Source organism: Sphaerotilus natans, assembly GCF_900156335.1.
Classification (GTDB): domain Bacteria; phylum Pseudomonadota; class Gammaproteobacteria; order Burkholderiales; family Burkholderiaceae_C; genus Sphaerotilus; species Sphaerotilus natans.
Genome location: NZ_FTMZ01000017.1, coordinates 47,687 through 65,483, shown reverse-complemented (window position 1 = coordinate 65,483; position 17,797 = coordinate 47,687). Strand labels below are relative to the sequence as shown.

17 protein-coding genes are annotated in these 17,797 nt (G+C 71.7%); 2 read left to right on the top strand and 15 right to left on the bottom strand.

Annotated features, from left to right (window positions below):
- Positions 1-7 precede the first annotated feature (7 nt).
- The 4 genes from BW996_RS14870 to BW996_RS14855 are packed head-to-tail and all read right to left on the bottom strand — an operon-like array spanning position 8 to position 3,144.
- A complete protein-coding gene (locus BW996_RS14870; RefSeq protein ID WP_076458984.1) occupies positions 8-1,591 on the bottom strand; it encodes an aromatic/alkene/methane monooxygenase hydroxylase/oxygenase subunit alpha in 1,584 nt (527 codons plus the stop codon).
- Complete coding sequence (locus tag BW996_RS14865; protein ID WP_076458983.1) at positions 1,588-1,905, bottom strand: MmoB/DmpM family protein; 318 nt, start codon at positions 1,903-1,905, stop codon at positions 1,588-1,590. Before BW996_RS14865 ends, BW996_RS14870 begins: the two co-directional genes overlap by 4 nt.
- A gap of 19 nt (positions 1,906-1,924) precedes the next feature.
- Positions 1,925-2,938, bottom strand: coding sequence for a ferritin family protein (locus tag BW996_RS14860; protein WP_076458982.1), 1,014 nt, complete (start codon positions 2,936-2,938; stop codon positions 1,925-1,927).
- The gene (locus BW996_RS14855) at positions 2,935-3,144 is read right to left on the bottom strand and encodes a phenol hydroxylase subunit (RefSeq protein WP_081838326.1); all 210 of its coding nucleotides are present in this window, start codon (positions 3,142-3,144) and stop codon (positions 2,935-2,937) included. The genes BW996_RS14860 and BW996_RS14855 overlap by 4 nt, the downstream gene beginning before the upstream one ends.
- A gap of 376 nt (positions 3,145-3,520) precedes the next feature.
- Here BW996_RS14855 and acuI point away from each other — a divergent pair, with 376 nt between their 5' ends.
- Positions 3,521-4,498 (top strand): acrylyl-CoA reductase (NADPH), encoded by a 978-nt coding sequence (gene acuI, locus BW996_RS14850; protein ID WP_037486384.1) that lies wholly within the window; start codon positions 3,521-3,523, stop codon positions 4,496-4,498.
- A 36-nt stretch (positions 4,499-4,534) separates the two neighbouring features.
- Here the strand turns inward: acuI and BW996_RS14845 are convergent, their stop codons facing one another.
- On the bottom strand, positions 4,535-5,656 hold the full coding sequence (locus tag BW996_RS14845; RefSeq protein ID WP_081838327.1) for a Rieske 2Fe-2S domain-containing protein: 1,122 nt from the start codon (positions 5,654-5,656) through the stop codon (positions 4,535-4,537).
- 55 nt (positions 5,657-5,711) lie between these two features.
- Complete coding sequence (locus BW996_RS14840) at positions 5,712-6,737, bottom strand: PDR/VanB family oxidoreductase (RefSeq protein WP_037486387.1); 1,026 nt, start codon at positions 6,735-6,737, stop codon at positions 5,712-5,714.
- A 202-nt stretch (positions 6,738-6,939) separates the two neighbouring features.
- Between BW996_RS14840 and BW996_RS14835 the strand changes: the two genes are divergently transcribed.
- On the top strand, positions 6,940-8,700 hold the full coding sequence (locus tag BW996_RS14835) for a sigma-54-dependent Fis family transcriptional regulator (protein WP_076458981.1): 1,761 nt from the start codon (positions 6,940-6,942) through the stop codon (positions 8,698-8,700).
- On the opposite strand, the gene BW996_RS14830 is transcribed toward BW996_RS14835, so the two are convergent.
- From BW996_RS14830 to BW996_RS14790, 9 genes are all read right to left on the bottom strand, one after another.
- The gene (locus BW996_RS14830; protein WP_083701059.1) at positions 8,661-10,451 is read right to left on the bottom strand and encodes a sigma-54-dependent Fis family transcriptional regulator; all 1,791 of its coding nucleotides are present in this window, start codon (positions 10,449-10,451) and stop codon (positions 8,661-8,663) included. The genes BW996_RS14835 and BW996_RS14830 overlap by 40 nt on opposite strands.
- A gap of 13 nt (positions 10,452-10,464) precedes the next feature.
- On the bottom strand, positions 10,465-11,352 hold the full coding sequence (locus BW996_RS14825; protein ID WP_037480855.1) for a SphA family protein: 888 nt from the start codon (positions 11,350-11,352) through the stop codon (positions 10,465-10,467).
- Between the two features lie 79 nt (positions 11,353-11,431).
- Complete coding sequence (locus tag BW996_RS14820) at positions 11,432-11,857, bottom strand: tautomerase family protein (RefSeq protein ID WP_037480852.1); 426 nt, start codon at positions 11,855-11,857, stop codon at positions 11,432-11,434.
- Between the two features lie 28 nt (positions 11,858-11,885).
- Entirely contained in the window at positions 11,886-12,656 is a 771-nt protein-coding gene (locus BW996_RS14815; protein ID WP_037480848.1) for an SDR family NAD(P)-dependent oxidoreductase, read from the bottom strand.
- Entirely contained in the window at positions 12,653-13,720 is a 1,068-nt protein-coding gene (gene dmpG, locus BW996_RS14810; RefSeq protein ID WP_037480845.1) for a 4-hydroxy-2-oxovalerate aldolase, read from the bottom strand. The genes BW996_RS14815 and dmpG overlap by 4 nt, the downstream gene beginning before the upstream one ends.
- 19 nt (positions 13,721-13,739) lie before the next feature.
- Complete coding sequence (locus BW996_RS14805) at positions 13,740-14,666, bottom strand: acetaldehyde dehydrogenase (acetylating) (RefSeq protein ID WP_037480841.1); 927 nt, start codon at positions 14,664-14,666, stop codon at positions 13,740-13,742.
- A gap of 26 nt (positions 14,667-14,692) precedes the next feature.
- Entirely contained in the window at positions 14,693-15,487 is a 795-nt protein-coding gene (gene dmpH / locus BW996_RS14800; protein ID WP_037480860.1) for a 2-oxo-3-hexenedioate decarboxylase, read from the bottom strand.
- Positions 15,488-15,507: 20 nt separating this feature from the next.
- Positions 15,508-16,305 carry a fumarylacetoacetate hydrolase family protein gene (locus BW996_RS14795; protein WP_037480838.1) on the bottom strand — a complete coding sequence of 266 codons (798 nt, stop codon included), beginning with the start codon at positions 16,303-16,305 and terminating at the stop codon, positions 15,508-15,510.
- Between the two features lie 11 nt (positions 16,306-16,316).
- Entirely contained in the window at positions 16,317-17,780 is a 1,464-nt protein-coding gene (locus BW996_RS14790; RefSeq protein ID WP_037480835.1) for a 2-hydroxymuconic semialdehyde dehydrogenase, read from the bottom strand.
- Positions 17,781-17,797 lie beyond the last annotated feature (17 nt).

Here is a 17,797-nt window from a genome sequence, read left to right as displayed (position 1 = left end):
GGCGGGCTCAGGCGGCCGGGCCGTGCAGGCTGGCCGGGCGGCCGGTCCATTCGGTCCAGTGGCGCGCGTCGGCGTGGGTGTCGAAGTCGCCGCCGTCCACGCCCGGCTCGATGCCCATGTAGCGCAGCGCCGCCACATGCGGGTTGAAGTCGGGCGCGCTGGGGTCGCTGTCCGGGTGGAACTGCGTGCCCTGGTAGATCTGATGGACCGGCAGATGCGCATGCACGTACTTCTGCGGCTCGCGGCGGAAGATGTCGCGGCAGCCGTCGGAGCAGCAGTGGAAGGTCTCGCCGAGGTATTTCTCCTCGCGGTGGCAGATCTGCGTCGGGTCGCCCGGCTCGGTGAACAGCATCGGCCACTGGCAGACCTGGCAGAGCTGAGGCAGCGTGCCGTTGACGAAGGGCCGGCCCTCGGCGGCCATGCGCGCCCAGTGCGCGTAGCGCGGCCGGTAGAGGCGGTCGAAGCTGTCCGGGTACTTCACCGACAGCCAGTCCATCTCCTCGGCCGAGGGCAGCCAGACGGGGAAGCCCGCGGCGTGGCGGTACTGGTAGAAGGTGCTCCAGAGCTGGTGGCTGGCGTGCGCCTTCTCCTCGACGGTGACCTCCCAGTGCGCCGGCATGCGGATGCCGTAGCGCGCCAGATCCTTGAACAGCGCGCCGCCGTTCTGCTCGAAGTAGATCTCCCAGGCCTCATGCCAGCTCATCACCCGCTTGGGCAGCATGTAGTCCATCATCGCCGCCACCAGCGTCAGCAGCCGGTAGCCGCGCCAGAACCACTTGTCGATCCAGCCCTGCACGATCGGCACGTTGGCCGGGTCCTGCTCCAGCAGGAACTTGATCACCTCGATGCCCAGCGTCATGTGGCGCGCCTCGTCGCTCTGCGCGGAAAAGCCGAAGCTCACCGTCGAGAGGTCGCCGTTGTAGGCCGCGCCCGACATCCATGGCATGAACACCAGATTGGTCAGGACGTACTCGAAGGAGAAGCTGATCGCGACGATGAACTCGAAGGGGCCGGCGCTGATCGCGTCCTCGAAGAAGGACTTCGGGATCGACAGGTACCAGGTGCGGTCGAACTGATGCGGGAACTCCGCCATCCCGGTGAAGAAGCGGTTGTAGTGGCTGAGCGCGTGGATCTGCGTCTGCGCGTGGCGCAGCTCGTCGATCGACTGCATCTGCGCGGCGATGCGCGCGCCGGTGCCCGGCAGCTCGCGCCCGATCATCGCGAAGCCGCGGTGCGCGGTGTATTCCAGCCCGATGACGCCGTTGACGAAGAGCTTGAGCGCCTGGATGTAGCGCGCGTCGCTGACGTTGAACTGGCCGTTGTTCTGCTGGAAGGCGTCGATGATGGCGTAGAGCTTGCGCTCCTTCTCGCCCTGGTATTTCCAGTAGGCGTCCATCGTCAGCCGGAACGGGTCTTCCCAGCCGCTCCAGTCGTGGATGCGGATGCCCTCGAAGGCGGTCAGCGGATAGACCGCCTCGGGCGGCTGGTAGCTCGGCGTCCAGCCCAGGTCCTGGGTCAGCAGCGCGTGGCTTTCCTTCAGGCCGAGCTTGCGGGCGGGGGCGGTGGCGGTGGGGGCGGCGGTGGCGGTCATGCGTTCTTCCATTCGAGCGTGAAGTGATCCTCGGTCTCGTCGACCTCGCCGGAGAGGGAAATCAGGTTGAGCTGCATCTCGCGCAGGTCGTAGGCGCGGCCGATCTGCGCCTCGACCGACTCGCGCCGGATCACCAGCACGCCGGGGGCGTTGATCTTGACCATGCCGGGGTACTCGATCACCTCGGCGTGCGGGTTGTCGGCGCGGATCGCCTCGACGATCGGCAGCGTGTCGTGGTTGGCCTGCAGCGCGATGAAGACCGGCGCGCGGGCGGTGGCGGGCGCGGGCGCGCTGGGGTGGGAGATCGTGTCCATCAGGAATCCTCGGTGCGTGTCAGCGGAGGGCCGGCGCCAGGCCGAGGCGGGCCAGCCGGGCCTGCAGCGCGGTGTCGGCCTCCCGCAGCGCGGCGTCGCCGGCCGCCTCGCCCAGCACCCGGCGCGCCAGCGGGCGCAGCGCGGCGGTGAAGGCGCCGCGCCAGTGCTCGGCCCAGTCGCGCAGCCGGGCGCGGTTGTCCTCGCTCTCGGCGGCCATCACCTTGACGAGCGCATCGACCCAGCGCGCCGACTCCTCGTGCCAGCGGCGGGGGAAGTCCAGCAGCATCGCCATCACCGCGGCGTCGCCGCCCGGGCCGCTCCAGGCCGGCTCGAAGCGGCGCAGCACCAGCGCATCGACCAGCGCGTCCTGCACCAGCGCCTGCGCCACCAGCACCTCGATCGGGTCGCGGCAGACGAAGAGGTTTTCCACCTCGCGGCGCAGATCCTGCCAGGCCGCGTCCTCCAGCCAGGCGCTGCGGGCCGCCTTCAGGCTGGTGCCGGTCTGGCCGTCGAGCAGCAGGCCGATGCGCGAGATCTGCTGCGCCAGGCCGAGCCGGTCCATCATCGCCATCGCCGCGGCCTGGGTCAGCGCGGTGCCGTAGCCGTAGGCGGCCACCAGGCTGAAGCTGGTGTTGGCGCTCCAGTCCACATGGCGCAGCGGCAGCAGGCCCAGGATCACGCTCTGGCGCGCCTCCTCGCCGAGCTGGCGCAGCCAGTCGCGCTCGCGCACCAGCTCGATCTGGCGCTCGACCGATTCCTGCTGGCGGGCCCGTGCGATGGTCCAGCTGCCGTAGTAATGCTGGCGCGGGTCCTTCAGCGCATACCAGTCGCGCATCACGATGGCGGTGCGGCGCCGGTCGTAGATCTCGCGCTCGGGGTCCCAGAGCGGCTTGTAGTGGTGGTTGACCTCCGACTGCAGGTCGTAGGTGCCCTCCTGGTAGCGGCTGGCTGGCTTGTCGCCGAAGCGGCGGGCGATGTGGCCGAAGGTGTGGCGCAGCGGCTTGACGCTCTGCACCCGGATCTCGACGGTCATGGGCGTGTCTCCTCGCGGTTTTCGTTCAGGGGCCAGGTCCGGACGCGCTGCTCGGCGCAGAACGCGGTGAAGGCCTGCCCGGGCAGGATCAGCTCGACGGCCAGCGCCGGATCGCCGATCGAGAACGCGAACTCGACGAAGCCGTCGGGTCGGTGCTCCAGCACCCGCACCCAGCGGGGCAGGTCGGTGGCGGTCGGATCAGGCATCGGGCAGGTCTCCACGGTTGGGCGTGCGTCGTCTCGGATGCCGGGCGGGGGAGCTGTCGAAGCTGATGCAGCGCGCCCGGCTGGCTCCTCTGGCGCGAAGGTCGTGCCAGAACACGGCGAGAAGGCCGCGGATGGGCCAAAGATCAGGGTAGATCCTGAGTCGGACGGCTCGGGGCGACCGCGCACGGGCGTCCTGGGGGCTCTTGGCGTCGGTGCGCGACACGGCAGCGAGGTCGGGGTGTCTGGAATCCGCCAGGTCCGCGGGCGGTGGCTGCGGATTCCTGCACGGCCGGGCCGGTGGCTGGACAGGCAGCGGGAAGCGGCCAATGATGGGCCGATCATCCGTTCCATCCCCAACCCGACAAGGAGTCCCGCCATGTTCCGAGGTCTGCTCATCGACAAGCAGGACGGCCCGCAGACGGCCGTCGTGCAGGACCTGTCCGAGGCGTCGCTGCCCGAGGGCGATGTCACCGTGCGCGTCGCCTGGTCGACGCTGAACTACAAGGACGCGCTGGCGATCACCGGCCGCTCGCCGGTGGTGCGGCGTTTCCCGATGGTGCCGGGCATCGACTTCGCCGGCGTCGTCGAGAGCTCGGCGGACCCGGCCTGGCAGCCCGGCGACGCGGTGCTGCTCAACGGCTGGGGCGTCGGCGAGACCCGCTGGGGCGGCCTGGCCGAGCGTGCGCGCGTGCCGGGGCGCTGGCTGATTGCGCTGCCGGCGGCCTTCGACGCGCGCCAGGCCATGGGCATCGGCACCGCCGGCTACACCGCGGCGCTGTGCGTGCTGGCCCTGGAGCGCCACGGCCTGGCGCCGGGCCAGGGGCCGGTGCTGGTGACCGGCGCGGCCGGCGGCGTCGGCAGCGTGGCGGTGGCGCTGCTGGCGCGGCGCGGCCACGAGGTGGTCGCGCTGACCGGCCGGCCGCAGGAGGAAGACTTCCTGCGCGGCCTCGGCGCCTCGCAGGTGATCGCCCGCGCCGAGCTCGACCGGCCCGGCCGCCCGCTCGAGAAGGAGCGCTGGGCCGGCGCGGTCGATGTCGTCGGCGGCCAGGTGCTGGCCAGCGTCTGCGCGGCGATGCGCTACGGCGGCACGGTCGCCGCCTGCGGCCTGGCCGGGGGCATGAGCTGGCCGGCGACGGTCGCGCCCTTCATCCTGCGCGGCGTCACGCTGGCGGGCATCGACAGCGTGATGGCGCCGATCGAGGCGCGCCAGCAGGCCTGGGCGCGCCTGTCGAGCGACCTCGACCCGGCGCTGCTCGAGCGCCTGCTGCGCGAGATCGCGCTGGACGAGGCGGTCGCGCTGGCGCCGGAGCTGCTCGACGGGCGGGTGCGCGGGCGGCTGGTGGTGCGGATCTGAGACCACGGGGTCTGCCCGCCCGTCCGCCTGCCGCCTTCAGGCGTGGCGCCCCTCCTGCTCGATCAGGCGCGCCAGCAGCCGGCGCACCCGCACCGGTGCGACATCGCTGGTGATCAGCACCGGGTCGAGCGCGAAGAAGTCGCGGGTGTTCATCTCGCGCTGGGCGGCCTCGATGATCGGGCCGTCCTCGCCGACGAAGGCGCCGTGCATCGCCTCGATCTTCATCTGGTTGTAGGCCTCGTCGTCGACCAGATGGTTGCGCCGGGTGGCGAAGAAGTAGTGCGTCTCGGTGGCGCTGGCCGGGGTGCAGGTGTGCAGGTCGTACTGGCCCTGGGTGTGGGCCAGGTCGAGCGCGGCGTCGGCGTCCTGGGTCGCGCCGATGCTGAGCTGGATGGTCGCCGGCGCATGCCAGGTCACGGTGACGAAGTGGCGAGCCGAGGCCGCGGGGTCCGGCAGGAAGTTGGCCAGGATCAGGATCGGCGGCGTCTGCTGCCATTCCCAGCGCACGCCGACGGTGCCGTTCTCCTCCTTCACCGGCGGGATCTGCGGCGTGAGCTGGCCGCGGGTGGAGATGATCTCGCCGTGCACATGGTCGACATGGCTGAGGTCCATGACGTTGTCGATGATCAGCTCGTAGTTCGCCTTCATCGACATGCTGGTGTGGCCGATGCCGCTGGCCGGTCCGTCGTCGAGCGGGCTGAAGTCCGGCAGCTTCGCCGGATCGGCCGGCGCGTCGCCCATCCAGATCCACACGAAGCCCCAGCGCTCCAGCAGCGGGAAGCTGCGCACCCGGGCCGCGGCCGGGATGCGGCCGTGGCCGTGCGGGTTGTGGGTGCAGGCGCCGCTGCAGTCGAAGCGCAGCGCGTGGTAGCGGCAGACCACCTCGTCGCCCTCGCGCCGGCCCATCGACAGCGGCACGAAGCGGTGCGGGCAGCGGTCATGCAGCGCCACCGGCGTGCCGTCGGCGCGGCGGTAGAGCAGCACGCCGGTGTCGAGCAGCTGGCGCGAGAGCATGCCCTCGGCCGGAACCTCGCGCGACAGCGCCGCCGCGTACCAGCAGTTCAGCAGGTAAGGCGTGTCCGGCTTGCCGACCGGGTTGCCCGAGGGATGCAGCAGGATGCGCGCGGGGGCGGTGCTGGCAGGGGTCTGGGTGTTCATCGTCTGTCTCCTTCGTGATGTCGTGATGTCTCGCTGGACATCGGGGTGAGGCAATTCAGGCGGCCGGCGTCCAGCCCAGCGGCGCCAGCACCAGCCGGCTGGCGGCGGGCGCCCGCGAGCAGCAGGGCGTGAAGCGGCGCTCGACCTGGTGCTCGTGCGCGCCGTAGACCAGGTCGCGGTGATCGGCCGGGCCGTCGAGGTGCTGCACGCAGCACTGGCCGCAGATGCCCTGCTCGCAGCTCAGCGCCACGGCGATGCCGGCGGCCTGCAGCACCTGGGCGACGCTCTCGTGCGGCGCCACCGCCAGGCGCTGGCCGGTGGGCGCCCAGTCGATCTCGAAGCCGCCGGCCGCGACCGGTGCCGCCGGCGGTTCAGCCCCCGGCGCGGCGAAATGCTCGGAGACGACCCGGTCGGCGCTCCAGCCGGCGCGTGTCGCGGCCGCGCGCACCGCCGCCATGAAGCCGGCCGGGCCGCAGGTCCAGATCCAGGTGCCGGCCGGTTGCACGGCGATCAGCTGGTCGAGCGTCTCCGTGTTGGCCTGTGCCTCGTCGTCGGCCAGCACCTGCACCGCCTGCGCCCAGGGCGCGTCCTGCAGCCGACGCGCGAAGGGCAGCCGGGTGCGGCTGCGCACCCGCACCTGCAGCGCGAAGCTGCGGTCCTGCGCCCACAGCGTCTCGGCCATCGCCAGCAGCGGCGTCAGGCCGATGCCACCGGCCAGCAGCAGGTGGTGCGGCGCCGGCTGCAGCGCGAAGAGCTGGCGCGGCGCGCTGGCGTCGATGCGGTCGCCCGGCTGCAGCTGCGCGTGCAGCCAGGCCGAGCCGCCGCGGCCGGCGTGCTCGTGCTGCACCGCGATCAGGTAGCGGTCGCGCTCGCCCGGCGGGTTGCACAGCGAGTAGCTGCGCCGGCGCGGCGCCTGGCCCGGCCGGGCGGGCGGCAGGTGCAGGTCGATGTGCGCGCCGGCCTCGAAGGCGGGCAGCGGCCGGTCGTCGGCCGCGCGCAGCTCGAAGGCGACGATGTCGTCGCACAGGGGCTCGCGCCGGCTGACGCGCAGCGTCAGCGTCTGCGCTGGATCGAGGGGCATGGGCTTTGTCTCCGTCAGGGTCCCGGTGTTCCGGTGTGGCCGTCCTTCTGCAAGCCGCGGGCCAGCGGGGTGAGACGGGCCGCCGCTGTCGATTCCCAGACATGAGGAGCAGTGCGGATGGCCGCGGCGCCGGCCGCGCTTCATGATCTGGCGCAGCCGCGGCCCGCGGGCGTTTCATGAATCCAAGCAAGGCCCCCCGACGATGATCCGAGCCATCACGCCCAGCGGCGACACCCGCGCGCTCGCGGCCCATCTGCACTTCGCGCCGGAGTCCGGCCACATCCGGCTGTTCGACCAGCGCATGCTGCTGATGCATGCCGGCGCCTTGGCTGGGCTGCGCCGCGAGCTGGTGGCGCGGCTGGGACGGGCGCAGGCCCGCGAGCTGCTGATGCGCCTGGGCTGGCAGCAGGGCTTCGAGGACGGGCAGCGGGTGCGTCAGATGGTAGACGCGCGCACGCCGCAGGCGGTGGCGCAGGCCCTGGCGATGGGGCCGCGCCTGCGCGAGATCGAGGGCTTCGTGCGCCATCAGCCGGTCGAGGCCATGCAGCTCGATGTCGAGCACGGCCGCTTCTGGGGCGACTTCCTGTGGCACGACAGCTGGGAGGCGCAGGCGCATCTGGCGCACTGCGGTCCGGGCAGCGAGCCGGTCTGCTGGACGGTGACCGGCTATGCCGACGGCTACAGCACCGCGGTGACCGGCGTGCCGATCCACTGGCGCGAGGTCGAGTGCGTCGCGATGGGCCATGCCTGCTGCCGGGTCGAGGGCCGCACGCTGGCCGACTGGCAGGCGCATGACGCCGAGGCCGATCCCAGCGCCTACCTGCGCGCCGACAGCTTCGTCAGCGCGCCGGACACGACCGGTGCGGCCGCGCCTGGGCTGGCGGGCTTCGTCGGCGCCTCGGCCGGTTTCAATGCGGTGGCCCACCTGGTGCGCAAGGTCGCGCCGACCGACTCGACCGTGCTGTTCCGCGGCGAGAGCGGCGTCGGCAAGGAATGCTTCGCGCGTGCCCTGCACGCGGTGAGCCCGCGTGCGGCCGGCCCCTTCATCGCGGTGAACTGCGCGGCCATTCCGCCGGATCTGGTCGAGGCCGAGCTGTTCGGCGTCGAGCGCGGCGCCTACACCGGCGCGGAGCGCTCGCGCCCGGGCCGCTTCGAGCGCGCGCACGGCGGCACGCTCTTTCTCGACGAGGTCTCCAGCCTGGCGCTGGCGGCGCAGGGCAAGCTGCTGCGCGCGCTGCAGGAGCGCGAGTTCGAGCGGGTGGGCGGCACCGAGCTGCGCCGGGTGGATGTGCGCATCGTCGCGGCAGCCAATGTCGACCTGCGCGAGGAGGTGGCGGCCGGGCGCTTCCGCCGCGACCTGTTCTACCGCCTCAACGTCTTTCCGATCGAGATCCCGCCGCTGCGCCAGCGTCCGGAGGACATCGCGCTGCTGGTGGCGCATTTCCTGGCCCGCAGCAGCCGGCGCTTCGGCAAGACGCTGCAGGGCCTGAGCCCGCAGGCCGCCGGCGCGCTGCACGACTACGACTGGCCCGGCAATGTGCGCGAGCTGGAGAACATGATCGAGCGCGGCGTGATCCTGGCCGACGAGGGTGGCGTGATCGAGGTGCAGCACCTCTTTGCCGGCGGCGAGCGGCTGCGCGGGCGCATCTGGCGGCTCGGCCGCGGCGGTGCGCTGGAGCAGCCGCCGACGCCGGGACCGGCCGAGCCGCCAACCGATCCGCGCGCGCGCCGGCTGGTCGATCAGCTGCTGGAGACGCTGCCGTCCTTCGACGCGATCGAGCAGCTGCTGATCGACCGTGCGCTGCAGCGCTGCGAGGGCAATGTCTCGGCGGCGGCGCGGCTGCTGCAGGTCGGCCGCGGCCAGATGGACTACCGGCTGAAGAAGCGCGCCGACGCCGCGGGCGCGGGCACGGCCCCTGCGCCTCAGCCGTCCGAGGCCGCCTCCAGCCCCTTGAGCCGATAGATCAGCTGCGCCCGGCTCAGACCGAGCAGGCGCGCGGCGGCCGACTGGTTGCCGCCGGTGGCGGCCATCGCGCCGCGCACCAGCGCGGCCTCCAGCTGCTCGAGCGAGAGCCGCGCGGCCGCGCCCGGCGTCGCCTGGCCGGTCAGCAAGGCCTGCACCTGGCGCGCCAGGCGCTCGCTGTCGCCGTGGGCGCTCGTCGTGCCGTCGACCTCGGGCGTCGCCGGATCGTTGGCGGCCTGCAGGCGCAGGCTGCCGTCGCGCTGCAGGGCCAGCCAGCGTGCCGGCAGCGCCTCGTCGCCGACAAAAAGGTGCGCGATGTCGATCGCGCCGTCGTCGCTGGCCAGCACCACGCCGCGCTCGACCAGGTTTTCCAGCTCGCGGATGTTGCCGGGCCAGTCGTAGGCCAGCAGCGCGTCGATCGCCCGGCCGGTGAAGCCGGTGACGCGCCGGCCATCGCGCTGGTTGAAGCGGTGCAGGAAATGGTTCAGGAAGACCGGGATGTCCTCGCGGCGCTCGCGCAGCGGCGGCACGCGCACCGGCAGCACGTTCAGGCGGTAGTAGAGGTCGGCGCGGAAGCGCCCGGCCTCGACCTCGCGCTTCAGATCGAGGTTGGTCGCCGCCACCACCCGCACATCCACCCGCACCGTCTGCGTGCCGCCGACGCGCTCGATCTCGCGCTCCTGCAGCGCGCGCAGCAGCTTGCCCTGAGCGGTCCAGCCGAGGATGCCGATCTCGTCGAGAAAGAGCGTGCCGCCGTGCGCGCGCTCGAAGCGGCCTGGGCGCGTCGCCATCGCGCCGGTGTAGCCGCCCTTGTCGACGCCGAAGAGCTCGCTCTCGATCAGCTCGTCGGGGATGGCGGCGCAGTTGATGGCGACGAAGGGGCCGCCCGCGCGCGGGCCGATGCGGTGCAGCGCCTGCGCCAGCACCTCCTTGCCGACGCCGCTCTCGCCCAGGAAGAGCACGGTGGCCTGGGTGCGCGCGGCCCGACGCACCATGTGGCAGACGGCGTTGAAGGCGGCCGAGACGCCGACCACCGCCTGGTCGTCCAGCGGCGAGCGCGCACCGCGCGCCGCCACGCCCAGGCTGAGCTCGTCGGCGCGCAGCCGCGCCAGGTCGGCCTCGGCGCCTGGCGCATCCTCCGTGTCCTGCCAGGCCTCGGCGGGGCGGCCGACGATGACGCAGTGCGGCGCGCCCTGCGCCCGGCACTGGATCTCGCGAAAGACTACCGGCCGGCCCATGAAGCGGCTGACGAAGCCGCTGGCGTAGCCGCTCTGCTGCCAGCAGACGGTGTCGCTGCCGATGCCGTAGGCCTGCACATGCGCCTCGGCCTCGGCGCAGCCGTGCCAGTTGAACTCGCCCAGGAAATGGCCGGCCTCCTGGTCGACCTCCAGGCGCACCTTCTCGACCCGCGCCACGCCTTCGAGCATGTGCAGCTGCGGCCCGATGCAGACCGCGTCGGCCGAGGCGCCCTGCGGGTGCAGGTGGCGCGCCAGCTCGGCGTCATGCGCGCCGCAGTGGTAGCCGATGCGGGTGATCAGGCCGCGGGCGCGGTCCAGCCCCAGGCCCTCGATCAGCTCCTGGCGCAGCACGCCCATCGTGCTGTTGTGCAGCAGCAGCATGCGCTGCTCGCCCAGCCAGATGCGGCCCTCGGCGGCATCGAAATGCAGCCGCGAGACCAGCTCGTCGGTCGGGCTCAGGGATTCGCAGGCGCAGCCGTGCGGCTGCAGCCGGCAGGCGCCGGACTCGGCCATGGCGGCTCCCGGCTCAGAGCGGGAAGACGGCCTTCAGCCACAGCGAGGTGCCGCTGGAGTGATGGCGCGCGCCGCTTTCCTTCAGCACCCGCATCTCGAGCGAGGGGCTGGTGGGCGCGCCCTGCCAGCGCACGGCCGGGCCGGCGGCGAAGACGCGGGTGCGCAAGCCGTCGCCCACGGTGGCGCCGGCCTGCCGGTCGTCGGTGGTCTGGTGGATCAGGTAGCCCTGCAGGCCGATCTGCCAGGTCGGCGCGACCCGCCAGCCCAGGTTCCAGTCCGCATGCAGATACTGGCCGCTGCGGTAGTCGGTGGCGCTGTTCTTCTGGTTGATCGAGTAGGTCAGCTTGGTCGAGGCATCGACCGACTCGCCCAGATAGGACGCCACGTACACGCCGCGCAGCGTGGTGATGTGGCTGCCGGTGTTGGCCAGGCGGTTCTTGTCGTAGTCGCCGGTCGGCAGCACCCCGACCAGCGCGGCGGCGGTGTGCAGCTGCGGGCTGTGGTGCCAGGCGACGAGCGGGCCGGCCTCCAGGTCGCCCAGGCCGGTGTGGCTGCTGCGGGCGCCGCCCGCCTCGACCTGCAGATCGACCAGCGGCAGCACGCCATAGGCGCCGAGCTGGCCGCCCAGCACGCTGGTGTCGCTCATGTAGACGAGGCGCCCGACCACCGCGTTGGCGCGCACCTTGAAGCCGGGAATCAGGCGGTTGCCGTCGCCGTCGTTGAAGCGGTCGGCGCTGTAGTGGTTGACATAGACCAGGCCGTACAGGCCCGCGGGCGGCAGCGCGCCGGCCAGAAAGCCCTCGGCGCCGGCGGCGGCGGTGGTCAGGCCGTTCTCGGTGGCGTGGGCGCCGGCGCTCAGGGCCAGCAGCAGCACGGCGGCTGCAGTGCGGGTGAAGTTCATGCTTGTCTCCTCGTGGGAAAGAGGCCCGGTCTGGATCGCCGGGGTACCTCGGAACATTCGGGGAAGGCGGGCGCGCCGATCAGCGCCGCGCTGCCAGCTCCGCCGCGCGGGCGACGCTGGCGGGCACGCCGCCGATGGCCCAGCGGTCGGGGTGGACCGGATCGATCATCACCCGCACCCGCTGCGGATCGCCACCGAGCACCCGTGCGGTGACCGCGCTCATCTCGGCCATGACGCGGTGCAGCGTCTCGACCGGGCGGCCGTCCATCAGCGCCAGGCGCACCAGCGGGATCTCGACCTCGGCGCGTGGCCGCTCGGCCAGCACCTCGTCGGCGGGCACGCCGGCGACTGCGTAGAGCTCGGGATCGACCTCGGTGATCCAGACCTGCAGGCGCTCGGGCGGCGCGTCGATCACCCGCGCGAGCGTGGCGGCGGCCTCGCGCACCAGCGTCTTGAGCACCGGCCGCGGGTGGCCGGCGAGCACATGAATGTGGGCCAGGGGCATGGTGGGGTCCTCGCAGGGGGCAGGGGAATCAGGGCAGGCCGCGTCGGCGACCCGCATCGAGCATCAGCGTCGAGCCGGTCAGCACGTCGGCCTCCGGGTCGAGCAGCAGCGCCACCGCCCAGGCGACCTGCGCCGGCGTGGTGAGCTGACCCAGGCTGGAGTCGGCGCGCATCGCGTCCAGCACCGCCTCGGGCGTGGTGCCCTGCAGCGCGGCGCGGTCGGCGGCGACACGGTGCAGCCGCTCGGTGTCGGCCGGGCCCGGCGCCAGCGTGTGCGCGGTGACGCCGCGCTCGCCCAGGTGCAGGCTGATCTGGCGCATGACGTTGAACAGCGCCGCGTTGGCCACGCCGGCGGCGGCCGCATAGGCGGTCGGCTCCAGGCCGTAGTGGCCGGCGATGGCGACGATGCGCGCGCCGCGCACCAGCTGCGCATCGACCGCGCGCACCAGCCGCAGCAGGCCGCCGACCTTGATGTTGACCGCATCGACCATCGCCGCGGTCGGCACGGTGGCGATGCCGCCGGCCACGGCCACGCCGGGCCCGTGCACCACCATGCGCACCGGCGCCGCCTGCGCGGCGACGGCGGCGCGGATCGCCTCGACCGCGCGGTCGTCGGCGATGTCGGCGGCGCAGACCTGGATCTGCGGGCCGAAGCGCTCGGCCAGGCCGGCCAGGCTCTGCGCGCTGCGCGCCACCGCCAGCACCGTCAGGCCGCGCCGGATCAGCCGCTCGACGATGGCCTGACCGAAGGCGCCGGTGGCGCCGACGACCACCGCCAGTTCACGCACCGGTGCGTTCATGCCGCCGCCTTCGTGCGGACCACGTCCTTGAGCAGGCCGCGCTCCTTGGCCATCGTCATCGCGGTGTCCTCGATCATGTCCTCCTGGCCGGAGATCATCTTCTTGCGACCCAGCTCGACCAGGATGTCGCGTGCTGGCACGCCGAAGCGCGCCTCGGCCCGCTTGGCGTGCAGCAGGAAGGTGGAATAGACGCCGGCAAAGCCGAGCGTGAGCGAGTCGCGGTCCACGCGCACGATGCGCTCGGCCATCATCGGCAGGATGATTTCCTCGGCCACGTCCATCAGCCTGAACAGATCGACGCCGGTCTCGATGCCCATCCGTTCGCACACCGCCAGGAAGACTTCCAGCGGCGTGTTGCCGGCACCGGCGCCCAGGCCGCCGACCGAGCCGTCGATGCGGCTGGCGCCGGCGGCGATGGCGGCGATCGAGTTGCTGATGCCCAGCCCCAGGTTGTGGTGGCCGTGGAAGCCGATCTCGGTCTCGGGCTTGAGCACCTCGCGCAGCGCGGTCACGGCGGCCGTCACGTCGTCGGGCAGCATGTAGCCGGCCGAGTCGGTGATGTAGACGGTCTGCGCACCGTAGCTCTCCATCTTCAGTGCCTGCTGCGCCAGCCCGGCGGGGCTGTTCAGGTGCGCCATCATCAGGAAGCCGGTGGTGTCCATGCCGAGCTTGCGGGCGAAGGCGATGTGCTGCGGCGCGGTGTCGGCCTCGGTGCAATGCGTGGCCACATGGACGCTGCGCGCGCCGCAGTCGAAGGCCGATTGCAGCTCGCGCATCGTGCCCAGGCCTGGGATCAGCAGCACGCTGACCTTGGCCTGCTTCATCAGCGGACAGACGGCGCGCAGATACTCCTCGTTCTTCGCCAGCGCGAAGCCGTGCTGCAGCGAGTTGCCGCCCAGGCCCGCGCCGTGCGTGACCTGGATCAGCGGCACGCCGGCCGCGTCCAGCGCGGTGGCGACCTTGACCATCTCGTCGACCGAGATCTGCTCGCGCCTGGCGTGCATGCCGTCGCGCAGGCACATGTCATGCAGCACGACCTTGCGGCCCTTCAGGTTCGTCGTCATGGGGGTTCTCCTTCGGGCGTCAGGCGGCCAGCGCCGGGGCGGTGGGCTTGAGCGTGATCGTGCCGGCGAGGATCTCCTCGGCGAACATCTCGGCGGTGCGGCAGGCGGCGGCGGTCATGATGTCAAGGTTGCCGGCGTAGGTCGGCAGGTAGTCGCCCAGGCCCTTGACCTCCATGAACACCGCCACGCGCTTGCCGTCGAACAGCGGGCCGTTGACCAGCCGGTAGCCGGGCACGTACTTCTGCACTTCCTCGATCATCGCCAGCACCGAGTCGATGATGCGGGCCTGATCCGGCTCGGTCTCGCACAGGCAGTTGATGGTGTTGCGCATGATCATCGGCGGCTCGGCCGGGTTGATGATCGCCAGCGCCTTGCCGCGCTTGGCGCCGCCCACGCGCTCGATGGCGCTCGACGTCGTGTAGGTGAACTCGTCGAGGTTGGCGCGGGTGCCCGCGCCCACCGACTTCGAGGCCAGGCTGGCGACGATCTCGCCGTACTCGACCGGCTGCACGCGGCTGATGGCGTGGATGATCGGAATCGTCGCCTGACCGGCGCACGAGATCATGTTGACGTTCATCTCGACGCGGTCGGCGTGTTCTTTCAGGTTCACCGGCGGCACGCACAGCGGGCCGATGGCCGCCGGCGTCAGGTCGATCATCAGCACGCCGAGCGCGTTGAGCTTGCGCGAGTTCTCGGCGTGCACGTAGGCTGATGTAGCGTCGAAGGCGATCTGGATGCCGTCCTCCAGCACATGCGGCAGCAGGCCGTCCACGCCGAGATGGGTGGTCTTCAGGCCCAGGTCGCGGGCGCGCTGCAGGCCCTCGGACTCCGGGTCGATGCCCACCATCCAGACCGGTTCCAGCACCGGGCTGCGCTGGATCTTGTAGATCAGGTCGGTGCCGATGTTGCCCGAGCCGATCAGGGCGCACTTGATCTTCTTGCTCATCTGAATTCCTTGTCCTGATTCCTGGGTCAGCCGAAGCGCACCGCCACGCTGCCGAGGTCCTGGAAGCGCGCGCAGACGAAGTCGCCGGGCTGCACGGCGATCGCCTCGGTGATGCCGCCGCTCATGACGAAGCTGCCGGCGGGCAGCGCGTGGCCCAGCTCGGCCAGCACCCGCACCAAGAGCGCCACGCCATCGGCCGGATGGCCCATCACCGCCGCCGAGGCGCCCATCGCCATCGGCTCGCCGTTCTTCTCCAGCACGACGCCCAGCGTGTCGAGCGCCAGCGCGTCGGGCGCCAGCGCCCGCCCGCCGGTGACATAGCGCGCCGAGGAGCTGTTGTCCGCCACCACGCTGGGCAGGTCGAACTTGAAGCCGGCAAAGCGCGAGTCGATCACCTCGATGGCCGGCACGACGAAGTCGGTGGCGGCCAGCACGTCGGCGCGGGCGCAGTCGCGCCCGCCCAGCGCCGTCTTCAGCACGAAGGCGACCTCGCACTCGACGCGCGGATGCACCAGGTCCTGGGTGGCGATGACGCTGCCTTCGGGCCGCGCCATGTCGGCCAGCAGGAAGCCGACGGTGGGCACGTTCACGCCCATCTGCACCATCTTGGCCTGCGAGGTCAGGCCGGCCTTCCAGCCGATCTGGCGGCGGCCTTCGGCCCGCCAGCGGCGCAGCAATTCCATCTGCACCGCGTAGCCGTCGCCCAGCGTCATCGCGGGGAAGTCATCGGTGAGCTTCGGGATCGCGGTCGCGCCCTTCTGCGCGGCCTCGATGCGGTCGGTGAGCGCCTGCACGTCGGCCGGGCCGAGCGTGGTGCGCATGTCGGTGGCGGGGGTGAGGTTCACAGTGCGGCCTTTCCATGAAAACGTGCCCGGCAGCTGCCCAGGCCGCCGATCGTGCAGACCAGCTCGTCGCCGCCCGTCACCGCCACCAGCGGTGACTGCGAGCCCGACAGGATCACCTCGCCGGCGCGGAAGGGCAGGCCCAGCCGGCCCAGCGTGTTGGCCAGCCAGACGACCGCATTCACCGGCGAGCCCTGCACCGCCGCGCCGATGCTGGTCGCGTGCAGCGCGCCATTGCGGTGCAGCACCATGCCGGCCAGCGCGGCGTCGAAGGTCTTCAGGCTCGCCTTGGCCTGACCCAGCACGAAGACGCCGCAGGAAGCGTTGTCCGCCACCGTGTCCTGGATGCGGATCTTCCAGTCGCGGATGCGCGAATCCACGATCTCGAAGCAGGGCGAGACATAGGCGGTGGCGCGGATCACGTCGATGGCGGTGATGTCGGGGCCGACCAGGTCGCGCTCCAGCACGAAGGCCAGCTCGGCCTCGGCCTTGGGCTGAATCAGGCCGCTCAGGTCGATGCCGTCCGACTCCTGGCAGACCATGCCCGAGGTGAGCTGGCCGAAGTCCGGCTCGTACACGCCCAGGAAATCCTGCACCGGCTTGCTCGTCACGCCGATCTTCTTGCCGACGACGGTCTCGCCGGCCTGCAGGCGGCGCGCCACATAGCGCGACTGGATCAGGTAGGCATCCTCGGTGCGGATGTCGGGAAAGCGCTCCAGCAGCGGTGCCAGCGTGCGGCGCTCGCGCCAGGCGTCGTACAGCTCGTCGCCGCAGCGTTCGATGAGATCGGCTTGCATGGGCGGGATCCTCAGAGCTTGACGCAGACGTTGCGCGTCTCGGTGTAGAACTCCAGCGAATGCACGCCGCCCTCGCGGCCGATGCCGCTTTGCTTGCTGCCGCCGAAGGGCGTGCGCAGGTCGCGCAGGAACCAGGAGTTGATCCAGGTGATGCCGACCTCGATGCGCTCGGCCATGCGGTGTGCGCGCGTCAGGTTCTGTGTCCAGATCGTGGTCGAGAGGCCGTAGACGTTGTCGTTGGCCAGCGCCACCACCTCGTCCTCGCTGTCGAAGGGGCGCAGGTGGCAGCAGGGGCCGAAGATCTCCTCGCGCACCACGCTGGCGTCGTCCTTGAGGCCGGTCCAGATGGTCGGCTGCACCCAGCAGCCGCCCTTCAGCTCGGCCGGCATGTCGGGCACGCCGCCGCCGGTGACGACGGTGGCGCCCTCGTCGACCGCGCGCTGGTAGTAGCCCAGCACCTTGTCGCGGTGCTCCTGGCTGATCAGCGGGCCGTAGGTGCTGTGGTGGTCCTCCGGGCGGCCGTAGCGCACGGCCTCCGCCTTGGCCTTGAGCGCGTCGCGGAAGTGCTCGAAGATCGGCCGCTCCACATAGACGCGCTCGGTGCCCAGGCAGACCTGGCCGGTGTTCAGGAAGGCCGAGCGGAAGATGCCGTCCACCGCCGCGTCGAAGTCCGCGTCGGCGAAGACGATGCCGGCATTCTTGCCGCCGAGCTCGAAGGAGACATCGCGCATCCCCTCGGCCGCGGCCTTCATGATCGCGGTACCGGTGCGGGTCTCGCCGGTGAAGGTGATCGCGTCGACCTTCGGGTGCGTGGTGATGAACTCGCCCGTCGACTTCGGACCGAAGCCGTTGACGACGTTGTAGACGCCACGGGGCACGCCCACCTTGGCCATGACCTCGCCGAGCAGCGCGGCCGTCAGCGGCGTCTCCTCCGAGGGCTTGACCACGACGGTGTTGCCGCAGGCCAGTGCGGGCCCGAGCTTCCAGGTCATCAGCAGGAAGGGCGCGTTCCACGGACAGATCACGCCGATCACGCCTTTGGGCTTGCGGATGGCGTAGTTCAGCGCGCCGCGCCCGTCAGGCGTGTCCATGCGGAAGGACTCGGTCGGCACGTTCTTCACCACGTCGGCGAAGACCTTGAAGTTGGCCGCGCCGCGCGGGATGAAGACCTGCGTCATCACATGCGCGGGCTGGCCGGTGTCCGCCATCTCGGCCTCGACGAAGTCGTCGAAGCGGCGGGTGATCTCGTCGGCCACCGCATGCAGCAGCGCGCTGCGTTTTTCCATCGGCATGCGGCCCCAGTCGCCGAGCAGCGCGGCGCGGGCGGCCTGCACCGCGCGGTCCACCTCGGCCTGCGGGGCCTCGGCGATGCGGGCGATGACCCGGCCATCGACCGGGGAGCGCTTGTCGAAAAGCCGGGCCCCGTCGGGCGACTGGAATTCGCCGTCGATGAAGCTGGTGATGAGTCGTGTCATGTCGTCGGTCCTGAGCG

Bases quoted from the DNA above. Each gene is read 5' to 3' on its own strand.
- BW996_RS14840 (WP_037486387.1), bottom strand. From the start codon at position 6,737: ATGCCCCTCGATCCAGCGCAGACGCTGACGCTGCGCGTCAGCCGGCGC.
- BW996_RS14835 (WP_076458981.1), top strand. From the start codon at position 6,940: ATGATCCGAGCCATCACGCCCAGCGGCGACACCCGCGCGCTCGCGGCC.
- BW996_RS14870 (WP_076458984.1), bottom strand. From the start codon at position 1,591: ATGACCGCCACCGCCGCCCCCACCGCCACCGCCCCCGCCCGCAAGCTC.
- BW996_RS14820 (WP_037480852.1), bottom strand. From the start codon at position 11,857: ATGCCCCTGGCCCACATTCATGTGCTCGCCGGCCACCCGCGGCCGGTG.
- BW996_RS14790 (WP_037480835.1), bottom strand. From the start codon at position 17,780: ATGACACGACTCATCACCAGCTTCATCGACGGCGAATTCCAGTCGCCC.
- BW996_RS14795 (WP_037480838.1), bottom strand. From the start codon at position 16,305: ATGCAAGCCGATCTCATCGAACGCTGCGGCGACGAGCTGTACGACGCC.
- BW996_RS14865 (WP_076458983.1), bottom strand. From the start codon at position 1,905: ATGGACACGATCTCCCACCCCAGCGCGCCCGCGCCCGCCACCGCCCGC.
- BW996_RS14845 (WP_081838327.1), bottom strand. From the start codon at position 5,656: ATGAACACCCAGACCCCTGCCAGCACCGCCCCCGCGCGCATCCTGCTG.
- BW996_RS14830 (WP_083701059.1), bottom strand. From the start codon at position 10,451: ATGGCCGAGTCCGGCGCCTGCCGGCTGCAGCCGCACGGCTGCGCCTGC.
- dmpH (WP_037480860.1), bottom strand. From the start codon at position 15,487: ATGCGCACCACGCTCGGCCCGGCCGACGTGCAGGCGCTCACCGACCGC.
- BW996_RS14825 (WP_037480855.1), bottom strand. From the start codon at position 11,352: ATGAACTTCACCCGCACTGCAGCCGCCGTGCTGCTGCTGGCCCTGAGC.
- BW996_RS14805 (WP_037480841.1), bottom strand. From the start codon at position 14,666: ATGAGCAAGAAGATCAAGTGCGCCCTGATCGGCTCGGGCAACATCGGC.
- BW996_RS14860 (WP_076458982.1), bottom strand. From the start codon at position 2,938: ATGACCGTCGAGATCCGGGTGCAGAGCGTCAAGCCGCTGCGCCACACC.
- dmpG (WP_037480845.1), bottom strand. From the start codon at position 13,720: ATGACGACGAACCTGAAGGGCCGCAAGGTCGTGCTGCATGACATGTGC.
- BW996_RS14815 (WP_037480848.1), bottom strand. From the start codon at position 12,656: ATGAACGCACCGGTGCGTGAACTGGCGGTGGTCGTCGGCGCCACCGGC.
- BW996_RS14855 (WP_081838326.1), bottom strand. From the start codon at position 3,144: ATGCCTGATCCGACCGCCACCGACCTGCCCCGCTGGGTGCGGGTGCTG.
- acuI (WP_037486384.1), top strand. From the start codon at position 3,521: ATGTTCCGAGGTCTGCTCATCGACAAGCAGGACGGCCCGCAGACGGCC.